The 24,329-nt window shown below is 72.1% G+C and carries 21 protein-coding genes and 1 tRNA gene; 2 read left to right on the plus strand and 20 right to left on the minus strand.

Going from position 1 to position 24,329, the window contains the following annotated elements; genetic code table 11:
- Positions 1-2: 2 nt before the first annotated feature.
- The 20 genes from atpA to IF83_RS0119400 form a co-directional block, all read right to left on the minus strand.
- Positions 3-1,574 (minus strand): F0F1 ATP synthase subunit alpha, encoded by a 1,572-nt coding sequence (atpA, locus tag IF83_RS0119305; protein WP_030545776.1) that lies wholly within the window; start codon positions 1,572-1,574, stop codon positions 3-5.
- Between the two features lie 119 nt (positions 1,575-1,693).
- Positions 1,694-2,509 carry a F0F1 ATP synthase subunit delta gene (locus IF83_RS0119310; protein ID WP_030545778.1) on the minus strand — a complete coding sequence of 272 codons (816 nt, stop codon included), beginning with the start codon at positions 2,507-2,509 and terminating at the stop codon, positions 1,694-1,696.
- The gene (locus IF83_RS0119315; RefSeq protein ID WP_030545780.1) at positions 2,506-3,063 is read right to left on the minus strand and encodes a F0F1 ATP synthase subunit B; all 558 of its coding nucleotides are present in this window, start codon (positions 3,061-3,063) and stop codon (positions 2,506-2,508) included. The genes IF83_RS0119310 and IF83_RS0119315 overlap by 4 nt, the downstream gene beginning before the upstream one ends.
- 41 nt (positions 3,064-3,104) lie before the next feature.
- A complete protein-coding gene (gene atpE, locus IF83_RS0119320; protein WP_030545783.1) occupies positions 3,105-3,329 on the minus strand; it encodes an ATP synthase F0 subunit C in 225 nt (74 codons plus the stop codon).
- Positions 3,330-3,399: 70 nt separating this feature from the next.
- Entirely contained in the window at positions 3,400-4,221 is an 822-nt protein-coding gene (atpB, locus tag IF83_RS0119325; RefSeq protein WP_030545785.1) for a F0F1 ATP synthase subunit A, read from the minus strand.
- Between the two features lie 264 nt (positions 4,222-4,485).
- Complete coding sequence (locus tag IF83_RS0119330; protein WP_030545787.1) at positions 4,486-4,923, minus strand: hypothetical protein; 438 nt, start codon at positions 4,921-4,923, stop codon at positions 4,486-4,488.
- Positions 4,924-5,214: 291 nt separating this feature from the next.
- Positions 5,215-6,567, minus strand: a complete 1,353-nt coding sequence (locus IF83_RS0119335) for an MraY family glycosyltransferase (RefSeq protein WP_037680532.1) — start codon at positions 6,565-6,567, stop codon at positions 5,215-5,217.
- A 560-nt stretch (positions 6,568-7,127) separates the two neighbouring features.
- Complete coding sequence (locus tag IF83_RS0119340) at positions 7,128-7,841, minus strand: arsenate reductase/protein-tyrosine-phosphatase family protein (RefSeq protein WP_394297348.1); 714 nt, start codon at positions 7,839-7,841, stop codon at positions 7,128-7,130.
- Entirely contained in the window at positions 7,838-8,485 is a 648-nt protein-coding gene (locus IF83_RS0119345; RefSeq protein WP_030545793.1) for an L-threonylcarbamoyladenylate synthase, read from the minus strand. Before IF83_RS0119345 ends, IF83_RS0119340 begins: the two co-directional genes overlap by 4 nt.
- A 103-nt stretch (positions 8,486-8,588) precedes the next feature.
- Entirely contained in the window at positions 8,589-9,428 is an 840-nt protein-coding gene (prmC, locus tag IF83_RS0119350) for a peptide chain release factor N(5)-glutamine methyltransferase (RefSeq protein WP_030545795.1), read from the minus strand.
- 137 nt (positions 9,429-9,565) lie between these two features.
- Positions 9,566-10,645, minus strand: a complete 1,080-nt coding sequence (gene prfA / locus IF83_RS0119355) for a peptide chain release factor 1 (protein WP_030545797.1) — start codon at positions 10,643-10,645, stop codon at positions 9,566-9,568.
- 144 nt (positions 10,646-10,789) lie between these two features.
- Positions 10,790-11,014, minus strand: coding sequence for a 50S ribosomal protein L31 (gene rpmE, locus IF83_RS0119360; protein WP_030545799.1), 225 nt, complete (start codon positions 11,012-11,014; stop codon positions 10,790-10,792).
- A 190-nt stretch (positions 11,015-11,204) separates the two neighbouring features.
- Positions 11,205-12,317: an LCP family protein gene (locus IF83_RS0119365; protein WP_030545801.1), complete on the minus strand. Its 1,113-nt coding sequence runs from the start codon at positions 12,315-12,317 to the stop codon at positions 11,205-11,207.
- A gap of 155 nt (positions 12,318-12,472) precedes the next feature.
- On the minus strand, positions 12,473-14,581 hold the full coding sequence (rho, locus tag IF83_RS0119370; RefSeq protein WP_030545803.1) for a transcription termination factor Rho: 2,109 nt from the start codon (positions 14,579-14,581) through the stop codon (positions 12,473-12,475).
- Between the two features lie 355 nt (positions 14,582-14,936).
- Positions 14,937-15,893, minus strand: a complete 957-nt coding sequence (gene thrB, locus IF83_RS0119375; protein ID WP_030545805.1) for a homoserine kinase — start codon at positions 15,891-15,893, stop codon at positions 14,937-14,939.
- Between the two features lie 644 nt (positions 15,894-16,537).
- Positions 16,538-17,629, minus strand: a complete 1,092-nt coding sequence (gene thrC / locus IF83_RS0119380; protein WP_051722956.1) for a threonine synthase — start codon at positions 17,627-17,629, stop codon at positions 16,538-16,540.
- 10 nt (positions 17,630-17,639) lie between these two features.
- Positions 17,640-18,932 (minus strand): homoserine dehydrogenase, encoded by a 1,293-nt coding sequence (locus IF83_RS0119385; RefSeq protein ID WP_030545808.1) that lies wholly within the window; start codon positions 18,930-18,932, stop codon positions 17,640-17,642.
- Positions 18,933-19,538: 606 nt separating this feature from the next.
- A complete protein-coding gene (gene lysA / locus IF83_RS0119390) occupies positions 19,539-20,930 on the minus strand; it encodes a diaminopimelate decarboxylase (protein WP_030545810.1) in 1,392 nt (463 codons plus the stop codon).
- Between the two features lie 145 nt (positions 20,931-21,075).
- Positions 21,076-22,269, minus strand: coding sequence for an ArgS-related anticodon-binding protein NrtL (gene nrtL / locus IF83_RS0119395; protein ID WP_030545812.1), 1,194 nt, complete (start codon positions 22,267-22,269; stop codon positions 21,076-21,078).
- A 141-nt stretch (positions 22,270-22,410) separates the two neighbouring features.
- Entirely contained in the window at positions 22,411-22,965 is a 555-nt protein-coding gene (locus IF83_RS0119400; protein ID WP_078843626.1) for a response regulator, read from the minus strand.
- 287 nt (positions 22,966-23,252) lie between these two features.
- Here IF83_RS0119400 and IF83_RS0119405 point away from each other — a divergent pair.
- Together IF83_RS0119405 and IF83_RS0119410 are read left to right on the plus strand one after the other, a co-directional pair.
- A tRNA-Arg gene (locus tag IF83_RS0119405) sits at positions 23,253-23,324 on the plus strand.
- A gap of 425 nt (positions 23,325-23,749) precedes the next feature.
- Positions 23,750-24,325: a hypothetical protein gene (locus tag IF83_RS0119410; protein WP_030545815.1), complete on the plus strand. Its 576-nt coding sequence runs from the start codon at positions 23,750-23,752 to the stop codon at positions 24,323-24,325.
- Positions 24,326-24,329: the final 4 nt, after the last annotated feature.

A 24,329-nucleotide genomic window follows, 5' to 3' on the forward strand; every position in this document is an offset into this window, starting at 1 on the left:
GCTCAGCCCTCACCCAGCAGCTTGCCGTCCGAGGTCTCGAACTGCCGCTTGAAGGAGGCGATGGCGTCGGCGAGCGCCTGCAGGGTGTCGTCCGACATCTTGCCGCCCTCGCGGATGCTGGTCATCAGGCCCTTGTGCTCGCGGTGGAGGTAGTCCAGCAGCTCGCTCTCGAAGCGGCGGATGTCCTCGACGGGCACGTCGTCCATCTTGCCGGTGGTGCCGGCCCAGATGGAGACGACCTGGTTCTCCGTGGAGAACGGCGCGTACTGGCCCTGCTTCAGCAGCTCCACCATGCGCTTGCCGCGCTCCAGCGAGGCCTTGGAGGCCGCGTCCAGGTCGGAACCGAAGGCGGCGAACGCCTCCAGCTCGCGGAACTGGGCGAGGTCCACGCGGAGCCGGCCGGAGACCTGCTTCATGGCCTTGTGCTGGGCGGAGCCACCGACACGGGAGACCGAGATACCGACGTTCAGCGCCGGCCGCTGGCCCGCGTTGAAGAGGTCGGACTCCAGGAAGCACTGGCCGTCGGTGATGGAGATGACGTTGGTCGGGATGAACGCCGAGACGTCGTTGGCCTTGGTCTCGACGATCGGGAGACCCGTCATCGAGCCCTTGCCCAGCTCGTCGGAGAGCTTCGCGCAGCGCTCCAGCAGCCGGGAGTGCAGGTAGAAGACGTCACCCGGGTAGGCCTCACGGCCCGGCGGGCGGCGCAGCAGCAGGGAGACCGCGCGGTAGGCGTCGGCCTGCTTCGACAGGTCGTCGAAGACGATCAGGACGTGCTTGCCCTGGTACATCCAGTGCTGCCCGATGGCCGAGCCGGTGTACGGGGCGAGGTACTTGAAGCCGGCCGGGTCGGACGCCGGGGCCGCGACGATCGTCGTGTACTCCAGGGCACCGGCCTCCTCCAGCGCGCCGCGCACGGACGCGATGGTGGAGCCCTTCTGGCCGACGGCGACGTAGATGCAGCGGACCTGCTTGTCCGGGTCGCCCGAGCGCCAGTTGTCGCGCTGGTTGATGATCGTGTCGACGGCCAGCGCGGTCTTGCCGGTCTGGCGGTCGCCGATGATCAGCTGGCGCTGGCCGCGGCCGATCGGGGTCATCGCGTCGACGGCCTTGAGGCCGGTCTCCATCGGCTCGTGAACCGACTTCCGCGCCATGACGCCGGGGGCCTGCAGCTCGAGGGCGCGGCGGCCCTCGGTCGCGATCTCGCCGAGGCCGTCGATCGGGTTGCCCAGCGGGTCGACGACGCGGCCGAGGTAGCCCTCGCCGACCGCGACGGAGAGCACCTCACCGGTGCGCTGCACCGGCTGGCCCTCCTCGATGCCGCTGAACTCGCCGAGCACGATCGCGCCGATCTCGCGCTCTTCCAGGTTGAGGGCGAGACCGAGGGTGCCGTCCTCGAACCTGAGCAGCTCGTTCGCCATGGCCGAGGGCAGACCCTCGACCTTCGCGATGCCGTCGCCGGCAACGCTTACCGTACCGACCTCCTCGCGCGAGGCCGCGTCCGGCTTGTACGCCTGGACAAAGTTCTCCAGCGCGTCCCGGATCTCCTCCGGCCGGATCGTGAGCTCCGCCATCTGGGTTCCCTGCTCTCCTTGTTGGGCCCGAAGTCTTTGGGGGTCTGGGGTTGTGCCCCCAGAGGACTCTGCACGGCCCAACCCGGGCCGCTGCCATGCTTGTTGAGTTGGTGGCTGTCTCAGCCGGCCATCCGCCGGGACACCTCGTCGAGGCGGTCCGCGATGGTGCCGTTGATGACCTCTTCGCCGATCCGCACCTGGATTCCGCCGAGGACCGCGGGGTCCACGTCGAGGTTCAGATGCATCTGCCGGCCGTACAGCCGGGCCAGCCCGTCGCCGAGGCGCCGCTTCTGCTCGTCGCTGAGCGGCACCGCGGAGGTGACGACCGCGACCAGCCGGTCGCGGCGGTCCGCGGCCAGCTTGGACAGGGCGTCGAGCCCACCGTCCAGGCTACGTCCCCGCGGATGTGTCACGAGTCGCACCACGAGCCGCTCGGTGACCGGGTTGGCCCGGCCTCCCAGCAGCCGGCGGAGCAGCTCGGCCTTGGCACGGGCCTCGGTGCCCCGCTCGGCGAGCGCGGCGCGCAGCTCGGGGCTGGAGGCGACGATCCGGCCGAACCGGAACAGCTCGTCCTCCACGTCGTCCAGCGCGCCGGACCGCTGCGCGGCGATGAGCTCGGCGGTGCTCGCCAGCTCCTCGATCGCGTCCACCAGGTCACGCGAGCGCGACCAGCGGGAGCGGACCATGCCGGTGACGAGGTCGGCGGTCTCGCCGCCGACCTGGCCCGCCAGCAGGCGGCCGGCCAGTTCGGCCTTGGCCTCGCCGGCCTGCGCCGGGTCGGTGAGGACCCGACGCAGCGACACCTCGCGGTCGAGCAGGCCCGTGACGGCGGCCAGCTCCTCGGCGAGCTTCGCCGCGTCCACGGACGTGTTGTCCGTGAGCGCGTCGAGACGCTCGCGTGCGGCAGCCAGTGCCTCGCGGCTCGCTCCGTTCATCGGCCGGCCTCGGCCTTCGTCGCCGCCTTGCTCTCCAGCTCGTCGAGGAAGCGGTCGATGACGCGGCTCTGCCGGGCGTGGTCCTCCAGGGACTCGCCGACGAGCTTGCCGGCCAGGGTCGTGGCGAGCGTGCCCACGTCCTGGCGCAGCGCCTGCGCGGCCTGCTTGCGGTCGGCCTCGATCTGGGCGTGACCGGCGGCGATGATCTCCTCGCGCTGCCGCTGGCCCTCCGCGCGCATCTCGGCGATGAGCGCGGCGCCCTGCTCCTGGGCCTCCTGGCGCAGCCGCGCCGCCTCGTGCCGGGCCTCGGCGAGCTGGGCCTTGTACTGCTCCAGCACGTCCTGCGCCTCGGTCTGGGCCGCCTCGGCCTTCTCGATGCCGCCTTCGATGGCCTCGCGGCGCTCGTCCAGAACCTTGTTGATGTTCGGGAGGAGCTTCTTGGCGAGGATGCCGAAGACGATGGCGAACGCGATCAGGCCGATGACGAGCTCTGGGATCGGCGGGATCAGAGGATTCTGAGGCTCCTCCGCCGCCAGGTGAACCAGAACGTTCACATCATTGCCTTTCGTCGAATGGGTGTCGTCGCGGTTCGTTCTTAGTAAACGAACGGCATGACGAGGCCGATGAGGGCCAGCGCCTCACAGAAGGCGAAGCCGAGGATCTGGTTGGCGCGGATGAGACCGGCCGCCTCGGGCTGGCGGGCGAGGGCCTGGGTGCCGTTACCGAAGATGATGCCGACGCCGACGCCGGGGCCGATGGCCGCCAGGCCGTAGCCGACGGAGCTGAGGGAACCTTCGACGGCAGCAAGGGTCTGGGACATGCCAGTTCTTCCTTCTCTTTCACGGACCGGTGGGGGTTGGCCACCGGACGTCTGGGGGTTCTGGGAACGCTCAGTGGTGCTCTGCGAGAGCGCCCTGGACGTAGGTGCAGGCCAGCAGGACGAACACGTATGCCTGAACGGCCTGGATGAAGAGCTCGAAGACGGTCATCACGAGAACCATGACGAACGAGACGCCGGCGTAGGCGATGCCGATCCCGTTCAGCAGGTACCAGCTGGCGATGGTGAAGAGGACCAGCAGGGTGTGACCGGCGAACATGTTGGCGAAGAGCCGGACCGCGTGCGTGAACGGGCGGACCAGCAGGTTCGAGAAGAACTCGATGGTCATCGCCAGCGGCAGCACGGCACCCAGCGACTTGTCGTAGCCGGTGACGTTCTTGAAGAAGCCGACAAAGCCGTGCTTCTTGAAGGTCAGCGAGACCCACAGGACGTAGACGATCGCTGCCAGGGCGGCCGGGTACGCGATGATCGACGTCACCGGGAACTGCGCCAGCGGGACGATGGACCAGAGGTTCATGATCCATACGAAGAAGAACAGCGAGACCATGAGCGGGACGTACTTCTCGCCGTCCTTCTTGCCCATCGTCTGGTAGACGATGCCGCTGCGGACGAAGTCGTAGCCGGCCTCGCCGATCATCTGGAGCTTGCCCGGCACGACCTTCGGCTTGGCGAAGGCCATCCAGAAGAAGCCGACGACCACGACGGTGCTGAGCAGCGCCAGCAGCATCGGCTTGTTGAAGTAGAAGTCGGAGTGCCTGTCGCCGACGATCGGCTCGAAGATGAACGACCACAGGCTGGGGGCCGGGAAGCCGCACCCGGAGAAGATGTGGCAATCGGTCTCGAACGCGAGCACCGTTGTCGGGTCAGCACTCACCGCGAGCTCCTTCAGCGTGGCGCATAGGTACGGCAACCTCGTTGTGTCGGCGCGGCACGGAGCCGCGGTTCGGCACTGGACTGGTGTTACGGGTTTGGGGGCGGCCGGCCGGCGCGGAGCCGTGTGGCCGACGGGGCGTCAGCCGCGGGGACCGCCGGTTCCGTCCCGTGGAATCCGGGAGCCCGGCCGATCGCTCGCGCTGTGCCGCAGTTGGAACCGGACGATAGCAGGCCCGCTTACGGGTTCTTGACGCGCCCCCGGTCGTCATGCGGCCGACCCCCGGGCACCGGGCTCACTCCGCCCGGCCTGCTCGGGATCGACGTAGAGGATCTTGGCCTTCGTGTGCGCGCGGGCCTGCGCCGCGACCCAGACGAGCGTGGCCGCCACCAGCGAGGCCGCGAAGGCCTTGTGGTCGAAGAGCGTGGTGTTCTTGAACGCGGCCACGAAGACGAAGAGCAGCAGCAGCTGGGTGGTGTAGAGCATCAGGCCCATGGCCTGGAAGAGCTGCGGGTATTTCCGACCCGTGTGCTGGAGCACGAAGATGCCGATCCCCATGAAGAGGATCACCACCACCGTGCCGAAGACCGCGCCGAGGGCACCCTTGCCACCGGCGAGCGCCGCGGCCGCGGCGACGGCGATCACACCGACGGCGGCGGTGGGCCCCGCCGTGTGCAGGAGCATTCGGGCGTCGTTCGACTGCATGGAGGGCAGCTCCGTGGAGTGGGGGTCGAGAGGTCGTCGAGGACGAGCGTAAGGCCCGGTTGAGGTGCCACCTCCCGGCCGGCGGCCCGTCGCACCGGGGTCACCGACCCTGTTTCCGGGTCTTCGTGAACGGTATCACAAACTATTTGATGAGGTCTTTACTCACTTGGTGTGCCGACTGTCACACCAACGGGCTAAGGCGCAGGTCAACAGGGTGCACCCGAACGGAACCCCCGCTGGGGGAAATCTCACGGTCCGGCAAAATCCCGGACGGCCCGCGGAACGCCGGCTTCAGCCCCGGGTGCCGGCCTTGCTGCGCTGCGGGACGCGGTGGTCGCCGCGGGCGCCGACGGCCGTTGCGCCGTTGGCCCGCGCCACCGTACCGGACCGTTCCGTGCCCGCCGCACCGGCCTCCGGGGAGGCTCCCGACGGCCCGTCCCCGGCCGGCTCCTCCGCGGGCTCCGACCGGCGTCCCTTGCTGCGGTAGCGGGGCGGCACGACGGCCTGCGCCCAGCGCGGCACCCGGGGGGTGAAGCGGGGCAGCAGCAGGATGAAGAGGCCGACGGCGCTGAGCATGGCCAGGGCCAGCACCACCCACACACTGGCGGAGTTGACCGAGTAGGCGACCGCGGAGAAGCCGATCAGCGCCGACCAGAAGTACATGATCAGCACCGCCCGGCTGTGCGAGTGGCCGATCTCCAGCAGCCGGTGGTGGAGGTGGCCCCGGTCGGCCGCGAACGGCGACTGGCCGTTCCAGGTGCGCCGGACGACGGCCAGCACCAGGTCGGCGACCGGCACCGCGATGATGCTCAGCGGCAGCAGCACGACGGGGATGTAGACGGGCACCGTCGACTTGACGGCCTCCTTCTCGGAGCCGGTGGCCGCCTGGAGCAGGTCGGGGTCCACCTGGCCGGTGATGGAGATGGCTCCGGCCGCCAGCACCAGGCCGATCAGCATCGACCCGGAGTCGCCCATGAAGATCCGGGCGGGGTGCATGTTGTGCGGCAGGAAGCCCAGGGCCATGCCCATGAGGACGACCGCGAAGAGGGTGGCGGGGGCCGCGGCCTCGACGCCGTAGCCGTACCACATGCGGTACGCGTACATGAAGAACGCGGCGGCGGCGATGCAGACCATGCCCGAGGCCAGGCCGTCGAGGCCGTCGACGAAGTTCACCGCGTTGATGGTGATGACGACGAGCGCCACGGTCAGCAGCGTGCCCTGCATGGGCGTGAGCGCCACCGAGCCGACGCCCGGCACCGGGATCCACAGGATCGTGAGGCCCTGCCAGACCATCACGCCGGCGGCGATCATCTGGCCGCCCAGCTTGATGAGCGCGTCCACGCCCCACTTGTCGTCGAGCACGCCCAGCAGCCAGATCAGGGCGGCGCCGGCCAGCAGCGCCCGCGGCTCGCTGGAGAGCTCGAACATCTCGCCGATGTTCGACATCTGCGAGGCCACCAGCAGTCCCGCGCAGAGACCGCCGAACATGGCGATCCCGCCCAGCCGCGGCGTCGGCTCGCGGTGGACGTCGCGCTCGCGGATCTCCGGCATCGCGCCGGCCGCGATCGCGAACTTGCGCACCGGTCCGGTCAGCAGGTAGGTGACCGCGGCGGTGACGCAGAGCGTCAGCAGGTATTCACGCACGAACTGCCCCAGGGGTCTCGCCGGCCTTCTAGGCCCCACAGCCTATGCCGCCGCACAGCGGTCGCGTGCACAAGCCTCCGGCGGGAGGCCCGTACCGCGGTGTTTCTCACGGCCTCTTCACAAGGGCGGGCACCACGCCGGTGCACCGGGGGCCGGCGGCCATGGCCCGGGACTCGGGACTCGGGGGAGCCGGCCGGGAGCCGCCGTTCCTGTAAGGACGTACGCCGGTCACGGATGGTTCCCGGCTGTACGTCTGCCCGGTGAGGGCACCGGGATACCGGCCGGGAGCGGCCCGGGCTCCCCCGGGCCGGGACAGGGCGGTGGTTCCGGGCCGGTGCGGGGGTCTCGGTGCGCGCCTCCGGCTCCCCCGCGGCACCGCGTCCGGCGGTTCCGCGCGCACGCCACTCCGGCCGCCCGGCTCCCTCCCGGACCCCAGCGTGCGCACGGACGCACGGAGACGACCCCGCTCTACGCGCGTCAACCCCGACCCGGGCGGTGCTGTCGTTCACGGAGCGGAGACGGAGGGTGCCCGCCGCCGGGCCCGGAGGCCGGGATCGCGGCTACGGCCGCGGGGCGGGGACGCCCGTGAGGGCGGTGAGCATCGGGTCGAGCGCCTGCTGGATCTCCTCGCCGATGGAGCGGAAGAAGGTGATCGGCGCACCGTACGGGTCGTGCACCTCGTCCGCCTCGGCGCTGGGCGCCAGCAGCCAGCCGCGCAGCGCCGCCGCGGCGCGCACCAGGGCGCGGGCGCGGTCGACGACGGCCCCGTCGGGCGCGGGGTCGGGCAGGGTCGCCGGGTCTATGGCCCGTACCAGCCGGGTGAACTCCTTGAGCGTGAAGGTGCGCAGGCCCGCCGAGTGCCCCATGGAGATCACCTGGGCCCGGTGGTCGCGGGTCGCGGTGAGGACGAGGTCGGCGCGGATGACGTGCTCGTCGAGGAGCTCGCGGCCGGTGAAGCCGCCGGGGTCCGCGCCGAGGTCGGTGAGCACGGTCGCCGCGTGCGCCTCCATGGGGGCGCCCTCGTGCCCCCAGGTGCCGGCGCTCTCCACGACGATGCCGCAGGGCCCGCCGAGCCGGTGGGCGAGGGCATGCCGGGTCAGCCGCTCGGTGATGGGCGAGCGGCAGACGTTGCCGGTGCTGACGTGGAGGATGCGGAAGACGCCGGGGTCCCCGCCTCCGTCGGAGACGGAGAAGGCACCCGGCCGCGGACCCGGGAAACCGCCCGCGCGGCCCGGGAGGCCGTCCGCTATGCCCCGCCCGTGGGGCGCCGTCAATTCGCCACCTCGAGGTCGGGTACCACCTCGCGGAGCTGCTCCGCGGAGAGCGCGCCCTCGCGCAGCAGCACCGGCACCTTGCCGGTGACGTCCACGATGGAGGAGGCCACGGCGGCCGGGGTCGGACCGCCGTCGAGGTAGACGGAGACGGAGTCGCCGAGCATCTCCTCCGCGGCGTCGCAGGTCTGCGGCGAGGGGTGGCCGGTGAGATTGGCGCTGGAGACGGCCATCGGGCCGACCTCGGTCAGCAGCTCGATGGCCACCGGGTGCAGCGGCATGCGGATGGCGACGGTGCCGCGGGTGTCGCCCAGGTTCCACTGGAGCGAGGGCTGGTGCCGGGCGACGAGGGTGAGCGCCCCGGGCCAGAAGGCGTCGACGAGCTCCCAGGCGAGCTCCGAGAAGTCGGTGACCAGGCCGTGCAGCGTGTTCGGGGAGCCGACGAGCACGGGCGAGGGCATGTTGCGGCCGCGGCCCTTGGCCTCCAGGAGGTCGCCGACGGCCTCGGGGCCGAACGCGTCCGCGCCGATCCCGTAGACGGTGTCGGTGGGGAGGACGACGAGCTCACCGCGGCGGACGGCGGACGCGGCCTCGCGCAGGCCGGTCTTGCGGTCGGTCGCGTCGGTGCAGTCGTATCGCCGTGCCATTAACGGGCCTCCCTCGGCCGGAGCGCTGTCCGCTCGCTGTGGTCAGTGTGATGGGTGCGGCCGGTGCTGCCGTCGATCGTGCCGGAAACGGTCGCCGCGGCCGTCATGGCATGGCCCGGCGGGCCGTGGCGAACCGCGGCCGGTTGTTGAGGTCGGGGTGGTCGGCCGCGTCGGCCCAGCCCCGCTCCTCGGTGAAGATCCACGGCACCTGGCCGCCCTGGGTGTCGGCGTGTTCGACGACGACGACGCCGCCGGGGCGCAGCAGCCGGTGCGCGGTGCGTTCGATGCCGCGGATGGTGTCGAGGCCGTCCTCGCCGGAGAAGAGCGCCAGTTCGGGATCGTGGTCGCGCGCCTCGGGGGCCACGTACTCCCACTCGGTGAGCGGGATGTACGGCGGGTTGGAGACGACGAGGTCGACCTGGCCGTCGAGTTCGGGGAGGGCGTCGAAGGCGTTGCCCTGGTGCAGGGTGACGCGGGACCCCTCGACATTCCTGCGGGCCCAGCGCAGCGCGCCCTCGTCCAGCTCCACGGCGTGCACCCGGGAGCGCGGCACCTCCTGCGCGAGGGCCAGCGCGATGGCGCCGGAACCGGAGCAGAGGTCGACGATCAAGGGCTCGGCCACGTCCATCGCCCGGACCGCGTCTATGGCCCAGCCGACGACCGACTCGGTCTCCGGGCGGGGCACGAACACCCCCGGTCCGACCTGGAGTTCCAGATAGCGGAAGAAGGCGCGGCCGGTGATGTGCTGGAGCGGTTCGCGGGCCTCGCGGCGGGCGACGGCCTCCCAGTAGCGGGCGTCGAAGTCGGCGTCGGCGACGGTGTGCAGCTCGCTCCGCTTGACGTCGTGCACGTAGGCGGCGAGCTCCTCGGCGTCGAAGCGCGGTGAGGGCACGCCGGCGTCGGCCAGCCGCTGGGTGGCCTGGGCCACCTCGGCGAGCAGCAGTGACCGGGGGCGCGCGGGGCGCCCGCCGGCAGCGGGCGGGTACGGGGGTCGTCCCCCGGATGAGGGCGGCACGCTGTTCCTCCAGCCGGTCCGGCGGTGCGGGCTTCGGTTCGTCCCTGGGTGGCGGACGTCCGGGTCTACTGGGCGGCGGCCAGCTTGGCCGCCGAGTCGGCGTCCACGCAGGCCTGGATGACCGGGTCCAGGTCTCCGTCGAGCACCTGGTCCAGGTTGTACGCCTTGAAGCCGACGCGGTGGTCGGAGATGCGGTTCTCCGGGTAGTTGTAGGTGCGGATCCGCTCGGAGCGGTCGACGGTGCGGACCTGGCTGCGCCGGGCGTCCGACGCCTCCTTCTCCGCCTCCTCCTGCGCGGCGGCCAGCAGCCGGGAGCGGAGGATGCGCAGCGCCTGCTCCTTGTTCTGGAGCTGGCTCTTCTCGTTCTGGCAGGAGACGACGATGCCGGTGGGCAGGTGGGTGATGCGCACCGCGGAGTCGGTGGTGTTGACGGACTGGCCGCCGGGGCCCGAGGAGCGGTAGACGTCGATCCGCAGGTCGTTGGGTCCGATCTCGACCTCGACCTCCTCGGCCTCGGGCGTGACGAGCACACCGGCGGCCGAGGTGTGGATGCGGCCCTGCGACTCGGTGGCCGGGACCCGCTGCACGCGGTGCACCCCGCCCTCGTACTTCAGCCGCGCCCAGACGCCCTGGCCGGGCTCGGTGGCGCCGTTGCCGCCCTTGGTCTTCACGGCGACCTGGACGTCCTTGTAGCCGCCGAGGTCGGACTCGTTGGCCTCCAGGATCTCCGTCTTCCAGCCGACGCGCTCGGCGTAGCGCAGATACATCCGCAGCAGGTCGCCGGCGAACAGGGCCGACTCCTCGCCGCCCTCCCCCGCCTTGACCTCCAGGATCACGTCCTTGTCGTCGCTGGGGTCGCGGGGGACGAGCAGCAGCCGCAGCCGCTCGGTGAGTTCCTCGCGCCGGGCTTCCAGCTCCTTGACCTCGTCCGCGAAGTCGGGGTCGTCCGCGGCCAGTTCGCGTGCCGTCTCGATGTCGTCGCCGGTGCTCTTCCAGGAGCGGTAGGCGGTGATGATCGGTGTCAGCTCGGCGTAGCGCTTGTTCAGCCGCGTCGCCTCGCGCTGGTCGGCATGGACCGCGGGGTCGGCGAGCCGCTTCTCGAGACCGGCGTGCTCGCCGATCAGTTCCTCGACCGCCTCGAACATCGGGATGCGTTTCCTCGGGAGTGGGGTGGGGCGGGCGGTTGCGCCCGCGGGGTGCGGATGGCCGTGAGGGCCCGGTGGACGACAAAGCGCCGGTCCGGCCGCCCCTGGCAGAAGGGGCGGCCGGAGTCCGGCGCCGTGGGGTCGCTACTTCTTGGCGGACCCGGCGTTCTTGCCGAAGCGGGCCTCGAAGCGGGCCACGCGGCCACCCGTGTCGAGGATCTTCTGCTTGCCCGTGTAGAACGGGTGGCACTCGGAGCACACGTCGGCGCGGATGGCGCCCTCCTTGACGGTGCTGCGCGTGGTGAACGAGGCTCCGCAGGTGCAGCTCACCTGGGTCTCGACGTACTCGGGGTGGATGTCGCGCTTCAAGGGATGCTCCTAAGGTTCGGGAGGGCACCGGGTCGTCCGGGCCCCGCCTGCCCGATGGCGGACGAGGTGGGGTAACCGCCCGTACGTGAACCGGGGCCGACGCACCAGTCTGCCAGGACCGGGCGCATCTCCCAAAACCGGGGGACGGGCCGTTCTATTCCGGGCGCGGGCCGGCCGGGGCCCCGCCGGGTCAGGAGCCGCCGAGCACCTCGTCGGAGTCCTCGCGGGCCAGATCGGCTGCGGAGCCCTCGGTGGCGGACTCCGGGACGGGCCGGTCCCGGCGGAGGGCGTCCCAGACGGTGCGGGTCTTGTCCGTGATCGGCACCACGCGGTTGCCGTCCGCGCGGTCGTACTCCACCGGCAGGGTGATCATGTCCAGGTCCTCGGAGTCGATCTCCCGCATGCTCCGGGAGAAGTCCAGCAGCTTCTTCACGCCGGACAGCCCGGAGTCGGTGGTGAGGGCCTTGGTGGCGGTGTCGGCGACGCCGTAGAGCCTGCCGGGGTCGCTGAAGAGGCCGATCTCGCCGATCTGGTCGAGCAGGGCCTTGAGGAAGGCCTGCTGGAGGTGTATCCGGCCGAGGTCGCTGCCGTTGCCGATGGCGTGCCGGGTGCGGACCAGGCCGAGGGCCTGCTCGCCGTCGAGGACGTGGGTGCCGGGGGGCAGGTCGAGCCGGCTCTTCTTGTCCTCGATCCGCTCCTCGGTGGTGAGCTCGACGCCGCCGAGTTCGTCGACGAGCTTCTTGAAGCCGGTGAAGTCGATCTCCAGATAGTGGTCCATGCGGATGCCGGACATGGCCTCGGCGGTCTTGACGGCGCAGACCGGCCCGCCGATCTTGTACGACTCGTTGAACATGGCCCGCTGGACGGGCGGGTGCGTACCCTCGCCGTCCTTGTGGTCGCAGGCGGGGCGCCGCACCAGGGTGTCCCGGGGGATGCTGACGACGGTGGCCTCGCGGCGGCCCTCGTGGACGTGGACGATCATGGCCGTGTCGGAGCGGGAGCCGCTCTCGCCGGCGCTGCCGTACTTCTTGTTGGCGCCTTTGCGGGAGTCGGAGCCGAGCACCAGGATGTCCGTCGAGCCGTTGTCGACGTCCTCGGGCCGGTCGGTGCCCAGGGCCGCGTCGATGTCGATGCCCCGGAGGTTGCCGTTCAGCTTCGTCCAGACGTAGCCGAGGCCGGCGCCGCCCAGCAGGACGGCTGCGGAGAGCACCCAGGCGGTGATCCTCAGCGTCCGGCGGCGGGTCCCGCCCTTGTCGCCGGCGCCGGATGACCCGCTCTGCCCGTTCGTCGCTTCGTCCGCCATGTGCTCCCCACGTGTCGCTGTCCGGTTACCCCGTTACGGCGCGGTCAGACCCGGGCCGGCTCACCCGGCGCCCGTGCCCGTACGCCGCAGGGGGCTCCCCCCGCCGTGGCGGAAGGAGCCCCCTGCCGGTCGCCGTGGGCGCCGCGGCGTCCGGGTCAGTCGTTGCCGTTGCCCGGGGCCGGGGTCGTCTTCTGGATCTGGAGCAGGAACTCCGCGTTGCTCTTGGTCTCCTTGAGCTTGTCCAGGAGCAGCTCGATGGCCTGCTGGGAGTCCAGCGCGTGCAGCACCCGGCGGAGCTTCCAGGTGATCGCGAGCTCGTCGCTGCCGAGCAGGATCTCCTCCTTGCGGGTGCCGGACGCGTCGACGTCCACCGAGGGGAAGATCCGCTTGTCGGAGAGCCTGCGGTCGAGCTTCAGCTCCAGGTTGCCGGTGCCCTTGAACTCCTCGAAGATCACCTCGTCCATCCGCGAGCCGGTGTCGACCAGCGCGGTGGCCAGGATGGTCAGCGAGCCGCCGTCCTCGATGTTCCGCGCGGCGCCGAAGAAGCGCTTCGGCGGGTAGAGCGCGGTGGAGTCGACACCACCGGAGAGGATCCGGCCGGAGGCCGGGGCCGCGAGGTTGTACGCGCGGCCGAGGCGGGTGATCGAGTCCAGCAGGACGACCACGTCGTGACCCAGCTCGACCAGGCGCTTGGCCCGCTCGATGGCCAGCTCGGCGACGGTGGTGTGGTCCTCGGCGGGGCGGTCGAAGGTCGAGGAGATGACCTCGCCCTTCACCGACCGCTGCATGTCGGTGACCTCTTCCGGACGCTCGTCGACGAGGACGACCATCAGGTGGCACTCGGGGTTGTTGCGGGTGATCGCGTTGGCGATCGCCTGCATGATCATGGTCTTGCCGGTCTTCGGCGGGGCCACGATCAGACCGCGCTGGCCCTTGCCGATCGGCGCGACCAGGTCGATGATCCGGGTCGTCATCAGGTTCGGCTCGGTCTCCAGACGGAGCCGGTCCTGCGGGTAGAGCGGGGTGAGCTTGCCGAACTCGGGGCGTCCGCGGCCCGTCTCGGGCGCCATGCCGTTCACCGAGTCCAGCCGCACCAGGGCGTTGAACTTCTCGCGGCGCTCGCCTTCGCGGGGCTGGCGGACCGCGCCGGTGACGTGGTCGCCCTTGCGCAGGCCGTTCTTGCGGACCTGGGCGAGGGAGACGTACACGTCGTTCGGGCCCGGCAGGTAGCCGGAGGTGCGGATGAACGCGTAGTTGTCGAGGATGTCGAGGATGCCCGCGACGGGGATCAGGACGTCGTCCTCGGAGACCTGCGGCTCGTTGGCGAACTCCTCGCGCCCGCGGCGGCCCCGCCGGTCGCGGTAGCGGCCGCGGCGGCCGCGGCGGCCGCCCTCGAAGTCGTCGCCGTCGTCCTCGCGCTGCTGCTGGCCGCCGCCGCGCTGGTCGCGCTGGCGGTTGCCGCCCTGGCCGCCGCCGTCGTCGTTCTTGTTGCGACGGTTGTTGCCGCGCTCGCCGCGCTCACCGCGGTTGTCACGGTTGTCGCCGCGCTCACCGCGCTCGCGGCGGTCGCCCTTCTGGCCGCCCTGGCGGTCGCCGCCCTGGCCACCGCCCTGGCGGTCGCGGTCGCCGCCCTTGCCACCGCGGCCCTCGGCGCCGTCCTGCCGCTCCCCGCCCTGGGGCGCGGTGCGGGTCTCGGCGCGCGTGCGGTCGCCCTCCTGGGCACCGGCGGAGGTGTCGGCGGCGGTGTCCTCGGGGCTGCCGGCCTGCGCGGTCGCGCGGCGCCGGCGGCGCTCGCCGCCCTGCGGCGGCTCGTCGCTGGCCGGCTGGCCGGGGATCTCGATCTGCTGCTGGGGGGTGGTCTTGCCCTCGGCGCGGTCCGCGGACTCGGCGCCGGTGGCCTCCTCGCCCGTACGCGCCTTGGAGGTGGCGCGGCGGCGCGGCTTGGTGGCGGCGGCCTCGGAGGAGGGCGCGGCCTGGTCGGCGGAGTCCTTGGCGGGGGCGGCGCCGCCCGCCTGCTTCTCCTTGATGACCTCGATGAGTTGGCTCTTGCGCATGCGCGCGGTGCCCTTGATGCCGAGCGCGGAGGCAACCTGCTGCAGCTCGGCCAGGACCATGCCCTCGAGGCCGGTGCCGGAGCGGCGCCGCCTCGGGGTGCCAGTGGCAGCACCGGTGGCAGGCGCGGCAGGAGCGTCCGTGGCGGGCGCGGAGGCTGCGCCGACGTTCCCGTCGGCAGTCACGCCCATCAGATCGGTGGTGTCGCTCACGAAGGGTCCTTCCCTGGAGCGGGCGTCGGCCTGTCTGGCTCGGCGACCGGTTGTGCTGTCCGGCTGCGGTCCCGGGTGTCCCGGACCGGCCGGTGCGGTGGTCCCGCCGAAACGGCGGAGAATCAATGGATTGGCCCGGCGGGGAGACTGTCCGGATGTCCGCCACGCCGATTCCGGAGCGTGCTCACATCTGCTCAGGCAGGCTGCACAGGCAGTTGAGGAGGCTCCCGGAAGAATGGTGTCCCCGAGGGGGACACAAAGCACCGCACCGCTCAGGTGCCAAGTGCTGACTTGAGGTTAACACTACCGGACCCAACAAACATTCCCCCTCTCGAAGACCGGCAATCGTTGGAAGTCACCCGGCGGACCGCGGGGCGCCCCCCGGCATTCCGCCCTGCCCCGTGAGCGGCAGGACGCAGGCGCCCGAGCCGTCCAGGGACAGCCGGTTGGCCGCCCATCCCTCCCCGGCGAGCCGCGCGACCTTGTCGGCCGTGCTCTCCTCGGCGAGGGCCAGCACCGTCGGTCCGGCGCCGGAGATGACGGCGGGGACGCCGTCCTGGCGGAGCCGGGCGACCAGGGCCGCGCTCTCCGGCATCGCGGGGGCCCGGTACTCCTGGTGGAGCCGGTCCTCGGTGGCGGCGAGCAGCAGTTCGGGGCGCCGGGTCAGGGCCTCGACGAGCAGGGCGGCCCGGCCGGCGTTGGCGGCGGCGTCGACGTGCGGGACCATGCGCGGCAGCAGGCCGCGGGCGGTCTCGGTGAGCACGGGCGTGGAGGGCACGAAGACGACGGGGACGACGCTCGGCGCGGGGTCCATCCGGATGGCGCGGGCGGAGCCGCCGTCGGTCCAGGCGAGGGTGAAGCCGCCGAGCAGGCAGGCGGCGACGTTGTCGGGGTGGCCCTCGATCTCGGTGGCCAGTTCCAGCAGCGCGGTGTCGTCGAGCTTCTCGGCCCCGCCTATGGTCACGGCGCGCGCGGCGACGATTCCGGCGCAGATGGCGGCGGAGGAGGAACCCAGCCCGCGGCCGTGCGGGATGCGGTTGGCGCAGACCACTTCGAGGCCGCGCGGCTGCCCGCCGAGCAGGTCGAAGGCGGTGCGCAGGGAGCGTACGAGGAGGTGGCTCTCGTCCCGCGGGAGCGTTTCCGCGCCCTCGCCGGCGATGTCGACGTGGAGCCCCGCCTCGGCGACGCGGACCACGACGTCGTCGTACAGGCCCAGGCCGAGGCCGAAGGCGTCGTAGCCGGGGCCGAGATTGGCGCTGGTCGCGGGGACGCGCACCCGGACGGCGGCGGCTCGGAAGGCGGGACCGGCCATCGCTCGGTGACTCTCCTTGGATCGGAACAACGGGATTTCCCCCGGGGGAACCCGCCGGGGACGGGCCGCGGATGCTGCTGCCAGGGGCTTCGCCCGGGGCCGGTGGCGGCCTGCCGGTGCTTGCTCTGCCAGTACTCTGCGTGCCCTGCCGGTGCCGTGCATATGCATCCGGCAAGCGGCTGAAGGGGCGGGGTTCTCCTCCAGCCTATCGAAGGAAGGTTCTGTCGCGACATAGGGCGCACAGGAGGCGCACGATGCGTGTCGTCACCGTTCCGTGCTTCCGGATACGGTCTGCGTCGGTTGCGGCCGGAGCGGGCCGGACCAGGCGTTTCCGCCCGGTCCGGGGCTCCTGTGACCGTTTACGGCGGCTTGCGGACGCCTGCCGGCGAGGGCGGGGACTCGCTGCGGCCGGGCCGGCCCGTCGCGGCCGCTGCGGCGTGGGCGGTGCGGAGCCCGCGCCCGGCGGTGCGAGGCCGGTGCCGGACGGTACGGGGCGAGGCCGGTGCGGAGCCGAGGCCGGGCGGTGCGGGGCCGTGCGGCCCGGCGCGGACGGGCGGTTCACGCGCGTCCGCGCCGGAGGACGGCCTCCGCTTCCGGGGCCGGATCAGGGCTCCGGGGACCGGACCACGGCTCCCGAAACCGGATCAGGCCAGGCCGAGCCGCTCCGCCGCCACGTCCGCGTCCACGGGGACGGTCACCGGCTGCGGGGCGCCGGCCACGGCCCAGTCCGGGTCCTTGAGGCCGTTGCCGGTGACGGTGCAGACGATGCGCTGGCCGGGGTCGACCTTGCCCTGCTCGGCGGCCTTCAGCAGACCGGCGACGCTCGCGGCCGAGGCGGGCTCGACGAACACGCCCTCCTGGGAGGCCAGCAGCCGGTAGGCGGCGAGGATTTGACGGTCCGTCACCTCGTCGATGAGGCCGCCCGACTCGTCCCGGGCCCGCTCGGCGAACTCCCACGAGGCCGGGTTGCCGATGCGGATGGCCGTCGCGATGGTGTGCGGGTCCTTGACCGGCTCGCCGCGCACGATCGGCGCGGAGCCGGAGGCCTGGAAGCCCCACATCCGCGGGCGCCGGTCCGCCATGCCGTCGGCCGCGTACTCGCTGTAACCGCGCCAGTAGGCGGTGATGTTGCCCGCGTTGCCGACCGGGAGGACGTGGATGTCCGGGGCGTCGCCGAGCATGTCGGCGATCTCGAAGGCGGCGGTCTTCTGGCCCTCGATGCGGACCGGGTTGACCGAATTGACCAGCGACACCGGGTACTTGTCGGAGAGGCCGCGGGCCAGCGTCAGGCAGTCGTCGAAGTTCCCGTCCACCTGGAGGATCTTCGCGCCGTGCACCAGGGCCTGACCCATCTTGCCGAGCGCGATCTTGCCCTGCGGCACCAGCACCGCGCAGACCATCCCGGCCCGCACCGCGTAGGCGGCGGCCGAGGCGGAGGTGTTGCCCGTGGAGGCGCAGATGACGGCCTGCGCGCCCTCCTCCTTGGCCCGGGTGATGGCCATCGTCATCCCGCGGTCCTTGAAGGAACCGGTGGGGTTGGCGCCCTCGACCTTGAGATGGACCTCGCAGCCCGTGCGCTCGGAGAGCACCTGCGCGGGGACGAGCGGCGTGCCGCCCTCGCGGAGGGTGACGACCGGGGTGTCCGCGGTGACCGGCAGGCGGTCGCGGTACTCCTCGATCACCCCCCGCCACTGGTGGGTGGCGCCCCGGCGGGGACCTGTGCTTGCAGCAGCCATGGTTTCTTCCTTACTCCCCTTCGACCCGCATGATCCCGGCGACACCGCGCACGGTGTCCAGCGCCCGCAGGGCGCCGACCGTCGCCGAGAGCGCCGCGTCGCTGGCCCGGTGCGTGACCACGACGAGGGACGCCTCACCGTCCTTGACCTGCTGGTGGACGGTCTCGATGGACACCCCGTGCTCGTTGAACTCCGCGGCGACCTGGGCCAGGACGCCCGGCTTGTCGGCGACGTCGAGGCTGATGTGGTAGCGCGTGACCACCTCGCCCATCGGGCTCACCGCGAGCCGCGAGTACGCGGACTCGCCGGGGCCGGTCGCGCCGTTGAGCTTGTTGCGGCACACCGCGACGAGGTCGCCGAGGACCGCGGAGGCGGTGGGCGCGCCGCCGGCGCCGGGCCCGTAGAACATCAGCTGGCCGGCGGCCTCGGCCTCGACGAAGACGGCGTTGTACGCCTCGCGGACGGAGGCGAGCGGGTGGCTGAGCGGGATCATCGCGGGGTGCACCCGGGCGGTGACGGAGCGGCCGTCCTCGGCGCGCTCGCAGATCGCCAGCAGCTTGACGGTGCGGCCCATGCGGCGGGCGGAGGCGATGTCGGCGGCGGTGACCTCCGTGATGCCCTCGCGGTGCACGTCGTCCAGGCGGACGCGGGTGTGGAAGGCGATGCCGGCGAGGATCGCGGCCTTGGCGGCGGCGTCGAAGCCCTCGACGTCCGCGGTGGGGTCGGCCTCGGCGTAGCCCAGGGCCGTCGCCTCGTCGAGCGCCTCGGAGTAGCCGGTGCCGCCGGTCTCCATGCGGTCGAGGATGAAGTTGGTCGTGCCGTTGACGATGCCGAGGACGCGGTTGACCTTGTCGCCGACCAGGGACTCGCGCAGCGGGCGGACCAGGGGGATGGCGCCGGCGACGGCGGCCTCGTAGTACAGATCGGCGCCGTGCCGTTCGGCGACGGCGTGCAGGGCGGCGCCGTCCTCGGCGAGCAGGGCCTTGTTGGCGGAGACGACGCTCGCGCCGTGCTCGAAGGCCGTGGTGATGAGGGTGCGGGCGGGCTCGATGCCGCCGATGACCTCCACGACGACGTCGATGTCGCCGCGTTTGACGAGGGCGGTGGCGTCGGTGGTGACCAGCTCGGCGGGCACGCCCTCGCGGACCCGGTCCGGGCGGCGGACGGCGATGCCGGCCAGCTCGACGGGGGCCCCGATGCGCGCCGTGAGATCGTCCGCGTGCGTCGTCATGATGCGCGCCACCTCGGAGCCGACCACTCCACAGCCCAGCAGCGCCACCTTCAGCGGACGCGTACGCATCATCCGACCTCGTCTCTCCGCGATGTGCCCGGAACCGTGCACTGTGCCCCAGGCTTCCGGGAACCGTGCCCGGGCGTTCCCGGGACGTCACCCGGGCGTTCCCGGGACCGACACCCGGGTCCCGATTATCTTGGCTCCCCACCAGTCTCACTCACCGGGTGGGTCACTCCGGGGTTTGTCCGGATTCCGAGACTGCCGGCGGGCGGGGGCGAGCGCCCGGTGCCGGGTGGGTGCCCGATGCCGGGCGGGTGCCGGGAAGTGCCGCGCGAGTGGGACGTGCGGGGGCGCGGGACCGGGGTCCGTGCGCGCTGCGGTACCGCGCACGGCACGGCGGGACCGCCGTACCGGCTTCCTGGGGCGAAACCAGTACGACGGCAGGACTACCGCGCCGGGCCGGGCAGCGGAACGGTGCGGGGCGGAAGGTGGCGGATGTCACCCGGTGTCCGGCGCCCCGGGCCGCTACCGGGCCCTTGCCCACCGGCGCCGACGGCCAGCCCGCTTCCGGTCGTTCCGCGCCCGCCGTAGGGCGCCGGCCGGCCGCGTTCCGCCGGCCCGTGCCGTCACCTCCGCGCCGGGCCGTCACCCCGCGCCCGCCGTCCCGCGTGCCCGTCAGCCCAGGTCCAGCCGGAGCAGGTCCTCCTCCGTCTCGCGCCGCATGATGACGCGGGCCTTGCCGTCCTTGACCGCGACCACGGGCGGCCGCAGGGCGTGGTTGTAATTGCTCGCCATGGAGCGGCAGTAGGCGCCGGTGGCGGGGACGGCGAGCAGGTCGCCGGGGGCCAGGTCGGCGGGGAGGAAGGCGTCCTTCACGACGATGTCGCCGGACTCGCAGTGCTTGCCGACGACCCGGGAGAGCATGGGCCCGGCGGTGGAGACGCGGGAGGCGAGGGCGACGGAGTACTCGGCGTCGTAGAGCGCGGTGCGGATGTTGTCGGACATGCCGCCGTCCACGCTGACGTAGGTGCGCAGGCCGGGAAGCTCCTTGAGGGTGCCGACCTCGTAGAGGGTGAAGGTCGTCGGGCCGACGATGGCGCGGCCGGGCTCCACGGAGATCCGGGGGACGGCGAGGCCGGCGGCGGCGCACTCGCGGGTCACGATGTCGCTCAGCGACTTGGCGATCTCGTGCGGTTCGCGGGGGTCGTCCTCGGAGGTGTAGGCGATGCCGAGGCCGCCGCCGAGGTCGATCTCGGGCAGCTCGACGCCGTGTTCGTCGCGCACCTCGGCGAGGAGCTGGACGACGCGGCGGGCGGAGACCTCGAAGCCGGCCATGTCGAAGATCTGGGAGCCGATGTGGGAGTGGATGCCCGCCAGTTCGAGGCTGTCGAGCTTGAGGACGCGGCGCACGGCCTCGGCGGCCTGGCCGTCGGCGAGGGCGATGCCGAACTTCTGGTCCTCGTGCGCGGTGGCGATGAACTCGTGGGTGTGGGCCTCGACACCGACGGTGACGCGGATCTGCACGCGCTGGCGGCGGCCGAGGCGCTCGGCGATGTGCGCGACCCGCACGATCTCCTGGAAGGAGTCGAGGACGATCCGGCCGACGCCCGCGGTGATGGCGCGCTCGATCTCGTCGGAGGTCTTGTTGTTGCCGTGCAGCGCGATGCGCTCGGCGGGCATGCCGCCGGCGAGGGCGGTGCTCAGCTCGCCGGCGGAGCAGACGTCGAGGTTGAGGCCCTCCTCGTACAGCCAGCGGACGACCGCGCGGGAGAGGAAGGCCTTGCCGGCGTAGAAGACGTCGGCCTCGCCGCCGAAGGCGTCGTGCCAGGCGCGGCAGCGGGCGCGGAAGTCGTCCTCGTCGAGGAAGTAGGCGGGGGTGCCGAACTCCTCGGCGAGACGGGTGACGGGGATGCCGCCGAGGGTGGCGACGCCGTCGTCGTCACGGGTGACGGTGCGCGACCAGACGCGGGGGTCGAGGGCGTTGAGGTCGGCGGGCGGGGCGGTGTAGTGGCCCTCGGGCAGGACATCGGCGTGCCGGGGCCCGGCGGGGTGTGCGGAACGGCTCATGGCGCTCTGGGCTCTCCTGGGTGGTGGCGCTGGGGTGGGTGGTGCCCGTGCGGAGTCGGTCGTCTCGTCCGCGTCGCGGCTGGGGTCCGTCAGGTGGCTTCGGGCCGTTACGCGACTCCGGACCACCGTCTCGGCGGGCGTCGGATCAGAGGTGTGCGGGTGCGTCGATGCCGAGCAGGAGCAGGCCGCCGGCGAGCACCGTCCCGGTCGCCTCGGCGAGGGCGGTCCGGGCCCGGTGGGCGGCCCCGGGTTTCTCGTCGCCGCGCGGGAGGACGGGGCAGGCGTCGTGGAAACGGAAGAAGGCGTCGGCGAGCTGCTCGAGGTGGCGCGCTATGCGGTCGGGGGCGCGGTGCCGGGCGGCGGCGTCGAGGACTGCGGGGTACTCGCGGAGGGCGGCGAGCAGGTCACGGGCGGAGGACGGGCCGGCCGGCGCACCGGGGCTGCCGGGGCCGCCGGAACCGTCTCCGGTCCCGAGGTCTCCGGGAAGGGATTCGACCCCGAGGTCGGCGGCGTTCCGTGCGAGCGCGCAGGCGCGGGCATGGGCGTACCGAACCCGGAAGAGGGGGTTCGACTCGCGCTGGACGAGCAGGGGGTCGTGCTCGTCGCCGGTGAGGCGGGGGTGGTCGTGGGCGGCGGGCCGGAGAAGGGCCCAGCGGGCGGCGTCGGCCCCGAGGGTGCGGAGCAGCTCGTCGGCGGAGGCCCGGACGGGCACGGGACGGACCGTGAGCCGGCCCGGGGCGGCCCCTACGCGGGCGCGGGCGTCGGCGACCGGGCCGCGCGGATCTCCGCGACCATCAGCGCCGGGGGCACCGGGGATGGTGCCGGTGTCGAGGCTCACACGGAGGCCGGCCCAGCCGGGATCGGCCACCGGTCCGGTGCAGCGGATGGTGGCGAGGGCGCCCTGGGAGCGGAGGACGCGGCGGAGGGCGTCGGCGGTGACGGCGGCGCGGGTCTCGCCGGGGAAGGCCAGCTCGATGTGTTCGCCGGCCAGTGCGTCACCGTGCCCGTAGGCGGTGCCGCGCCGGAGGATGTCCCGTACGAGGGCGGCGCCGGAACCGTCGGCCAGGGTGATGTTGAGGAAGCCGGGACCGGAGACCTCGACGAGCTCGATACCGGACACGGCGGCCAGACGGGACCGGAGGATTCCGGCCACGCCGAGGGCGGGGAGCCCGGCGGGGCGGGCGAGTTGGAGGGCGACCCCGGTCGCGTAGTCGCCGTGACCGGGACGGGAGGCCCGCTTGACGGCCACCCGCTCGGGTACGGGCACGCGCAGCTCGCCGTCCGCGACGGCATGGCGCACGGTGCGCAGCACGGTCTGGGAGAGCTGGGCGGGGGTCACGCTTCCAGCGTAGGGGAGGTGCGGGGTGGTTCCGCGAACCGTTTCACAGGCCGGACGCGGTGGGCGACGAGGGCGGCGCGGACTGTGCGGACAGGGCACGGGCGGCATGCCGCCGCGCCGCGCCTGCCCTCAGCTGGACCGTCAGCCCGCCGGGCGGGCCGAGGGCGCGCTGTCCCCGTCGGAGAGCTCACCGGCCGGCGGCTCCCCGGGGGACCGCTTCCCCGCACGCGCCAGCCGCCGGACGAGCCGCACGAGATCGGCCGGCTCGAAGGGCTTGGCGAGGAACGCGTCGACCCCGGCGGCCTGTCCGGCGTCGACCTCCTGCTGGGTGCAGGCACTGATGATCGCGACGGGCAGATTCCGGGTCCGCGGGTCCTCGTGCAGACGGGTGGCCGTACGTAACCCGTCGAGGCGGGGCATCACTACATCCAGGGTGACGACGTCCGGACGCACGTCGTGAATGACGTCCAGACACTCGGCACCATCGGCCGCGGTCACGACCTCGAACCCTTCAAGTTCGAGGTTGACCCTGATCAGCTGCCGGATCACCTTGTTGTCGTCGACCACAAGGACCCGGGCGAACGAGCCAGGCACAACTCGAGAGTAGGTCGCGAGCTCCCCCCGCGTCCGGCTTTTCCCCACTTCCGCCCCCTCCGAGGGAGCTTTCCCCGACCGGATGCGCCGTGCGCGACGCATGCGCTAGGGGAGCCCGGAGGGAACCGGTCCGGGGGCGCGGGACGAGCCACGACGAGGGCCCGACCGGGCCGGAGGAGCCGAGCCAGCTGCCGCCGGACCTCCCGAAGACGAGAACCAACACCCCGTATCCCCACTGCGGCGGGACCCCACCCACCGCCCCTGGGAGGAGACCGGAACCAGCGGACAGGGGCCCTTCCGCACCCCTCCCCCACCCCACGAAATGCCGTTCATGGGCACCCCCCTGGAGCTGGTAGGGTTCTACCCGTCGCCGCGAACGCGAACGACACGCCCCCGTAGCTCAGGGGATAGAGCAACGGCCTCCGGAGCCGTGTGCGCAGGTTCGAATCCTGCCGGGGGCACCCTGTATGAGGTGCCCAAGACCCCGTCACCAGCGGAAACGCTGAGGCCGGGGTCTTCGCGTATGTGCAGGCGCATGCGCCCGGAGCGGTCGTATGCCGGGGTCTGTGGACGAGGCGTGGACGGGACTTTGGAACATCGCCGCAGGTCGCTCACCCCTTGGGATAGTCGCGCCTCCGTCAAGAAGAACAGGACTGGCAACATGGCAACCCCCGCCGACTGCGCCGTCATGCCGCACTCGGCTTCTTGGGCTACCGGCATGACGGACCGGTCTTGACTCCACCATGCATATAGCAGCGCTCTTACTCGCCGGACGAATCGCGATGCGCAGTCGGCTCTGCGGCCGACGGCCGGGGACCTCGGGACTTATACGACGCACTACCACTACGCTTCCAGCCCGCGACTCACTACTAACGAGGGGGTAGACGTGAGCCTTGATCACGAGCACGACGAAGACGAGGACGACCGCGAGAGCGTCAATAGCTTGTACAGGGACTGGGAATCTATGCACTCCCGGCTGCGCAGGACCGGTGATGAGGTCCGCGCCCTCCACGCGCGCACAACCACCTGGCACGGCCCAGAGCCGCGATACGCGGCCGACTGGGACTGGATCATGCAGGCATTCGCCCGAGAAGTGGCTACCGCCAAGCGGAGCGACTTTGAGAGCTTGATCCTCCAGACCACAGAGCTGCACCACCGCGGGGCCGGGGTTCTCGATCCAGATCGCGGACCGGAACCCATTCCATCGCCGTTCGTGCGACACATGCCTCCGGACCAGGACGAGATCGAGGCGAAGCGCCGCCAACGCCAAGTCCGTCACGTGCTTGCCTACCAACAGCACATCCGGGAGTGCCTCAAACACTTCGTCACCGCTTGGACGGCCCTCATTGACGGCTGCTTGATCTGTGACTGGCAGATGATCGATGACGAGTTCCCAAAGCTCGCGCAGTTGCTAGGGGAAGCCCAGCGCGCTTTCGACATCTGGGTTTCCCTCGAGCGGTAGCAGA

Origin of the sequence: Streptomyces albus subsp. albus, assembly GCF_000719865.1 — a bacterium.
In the GTDB taxonomy this organism is placed as follows: Bacteria; Actinomycetota; Actinomycetes; order Streptomycetales; family Streptomycetaceae; genus Streptomyces; species Streptomyces albus_E.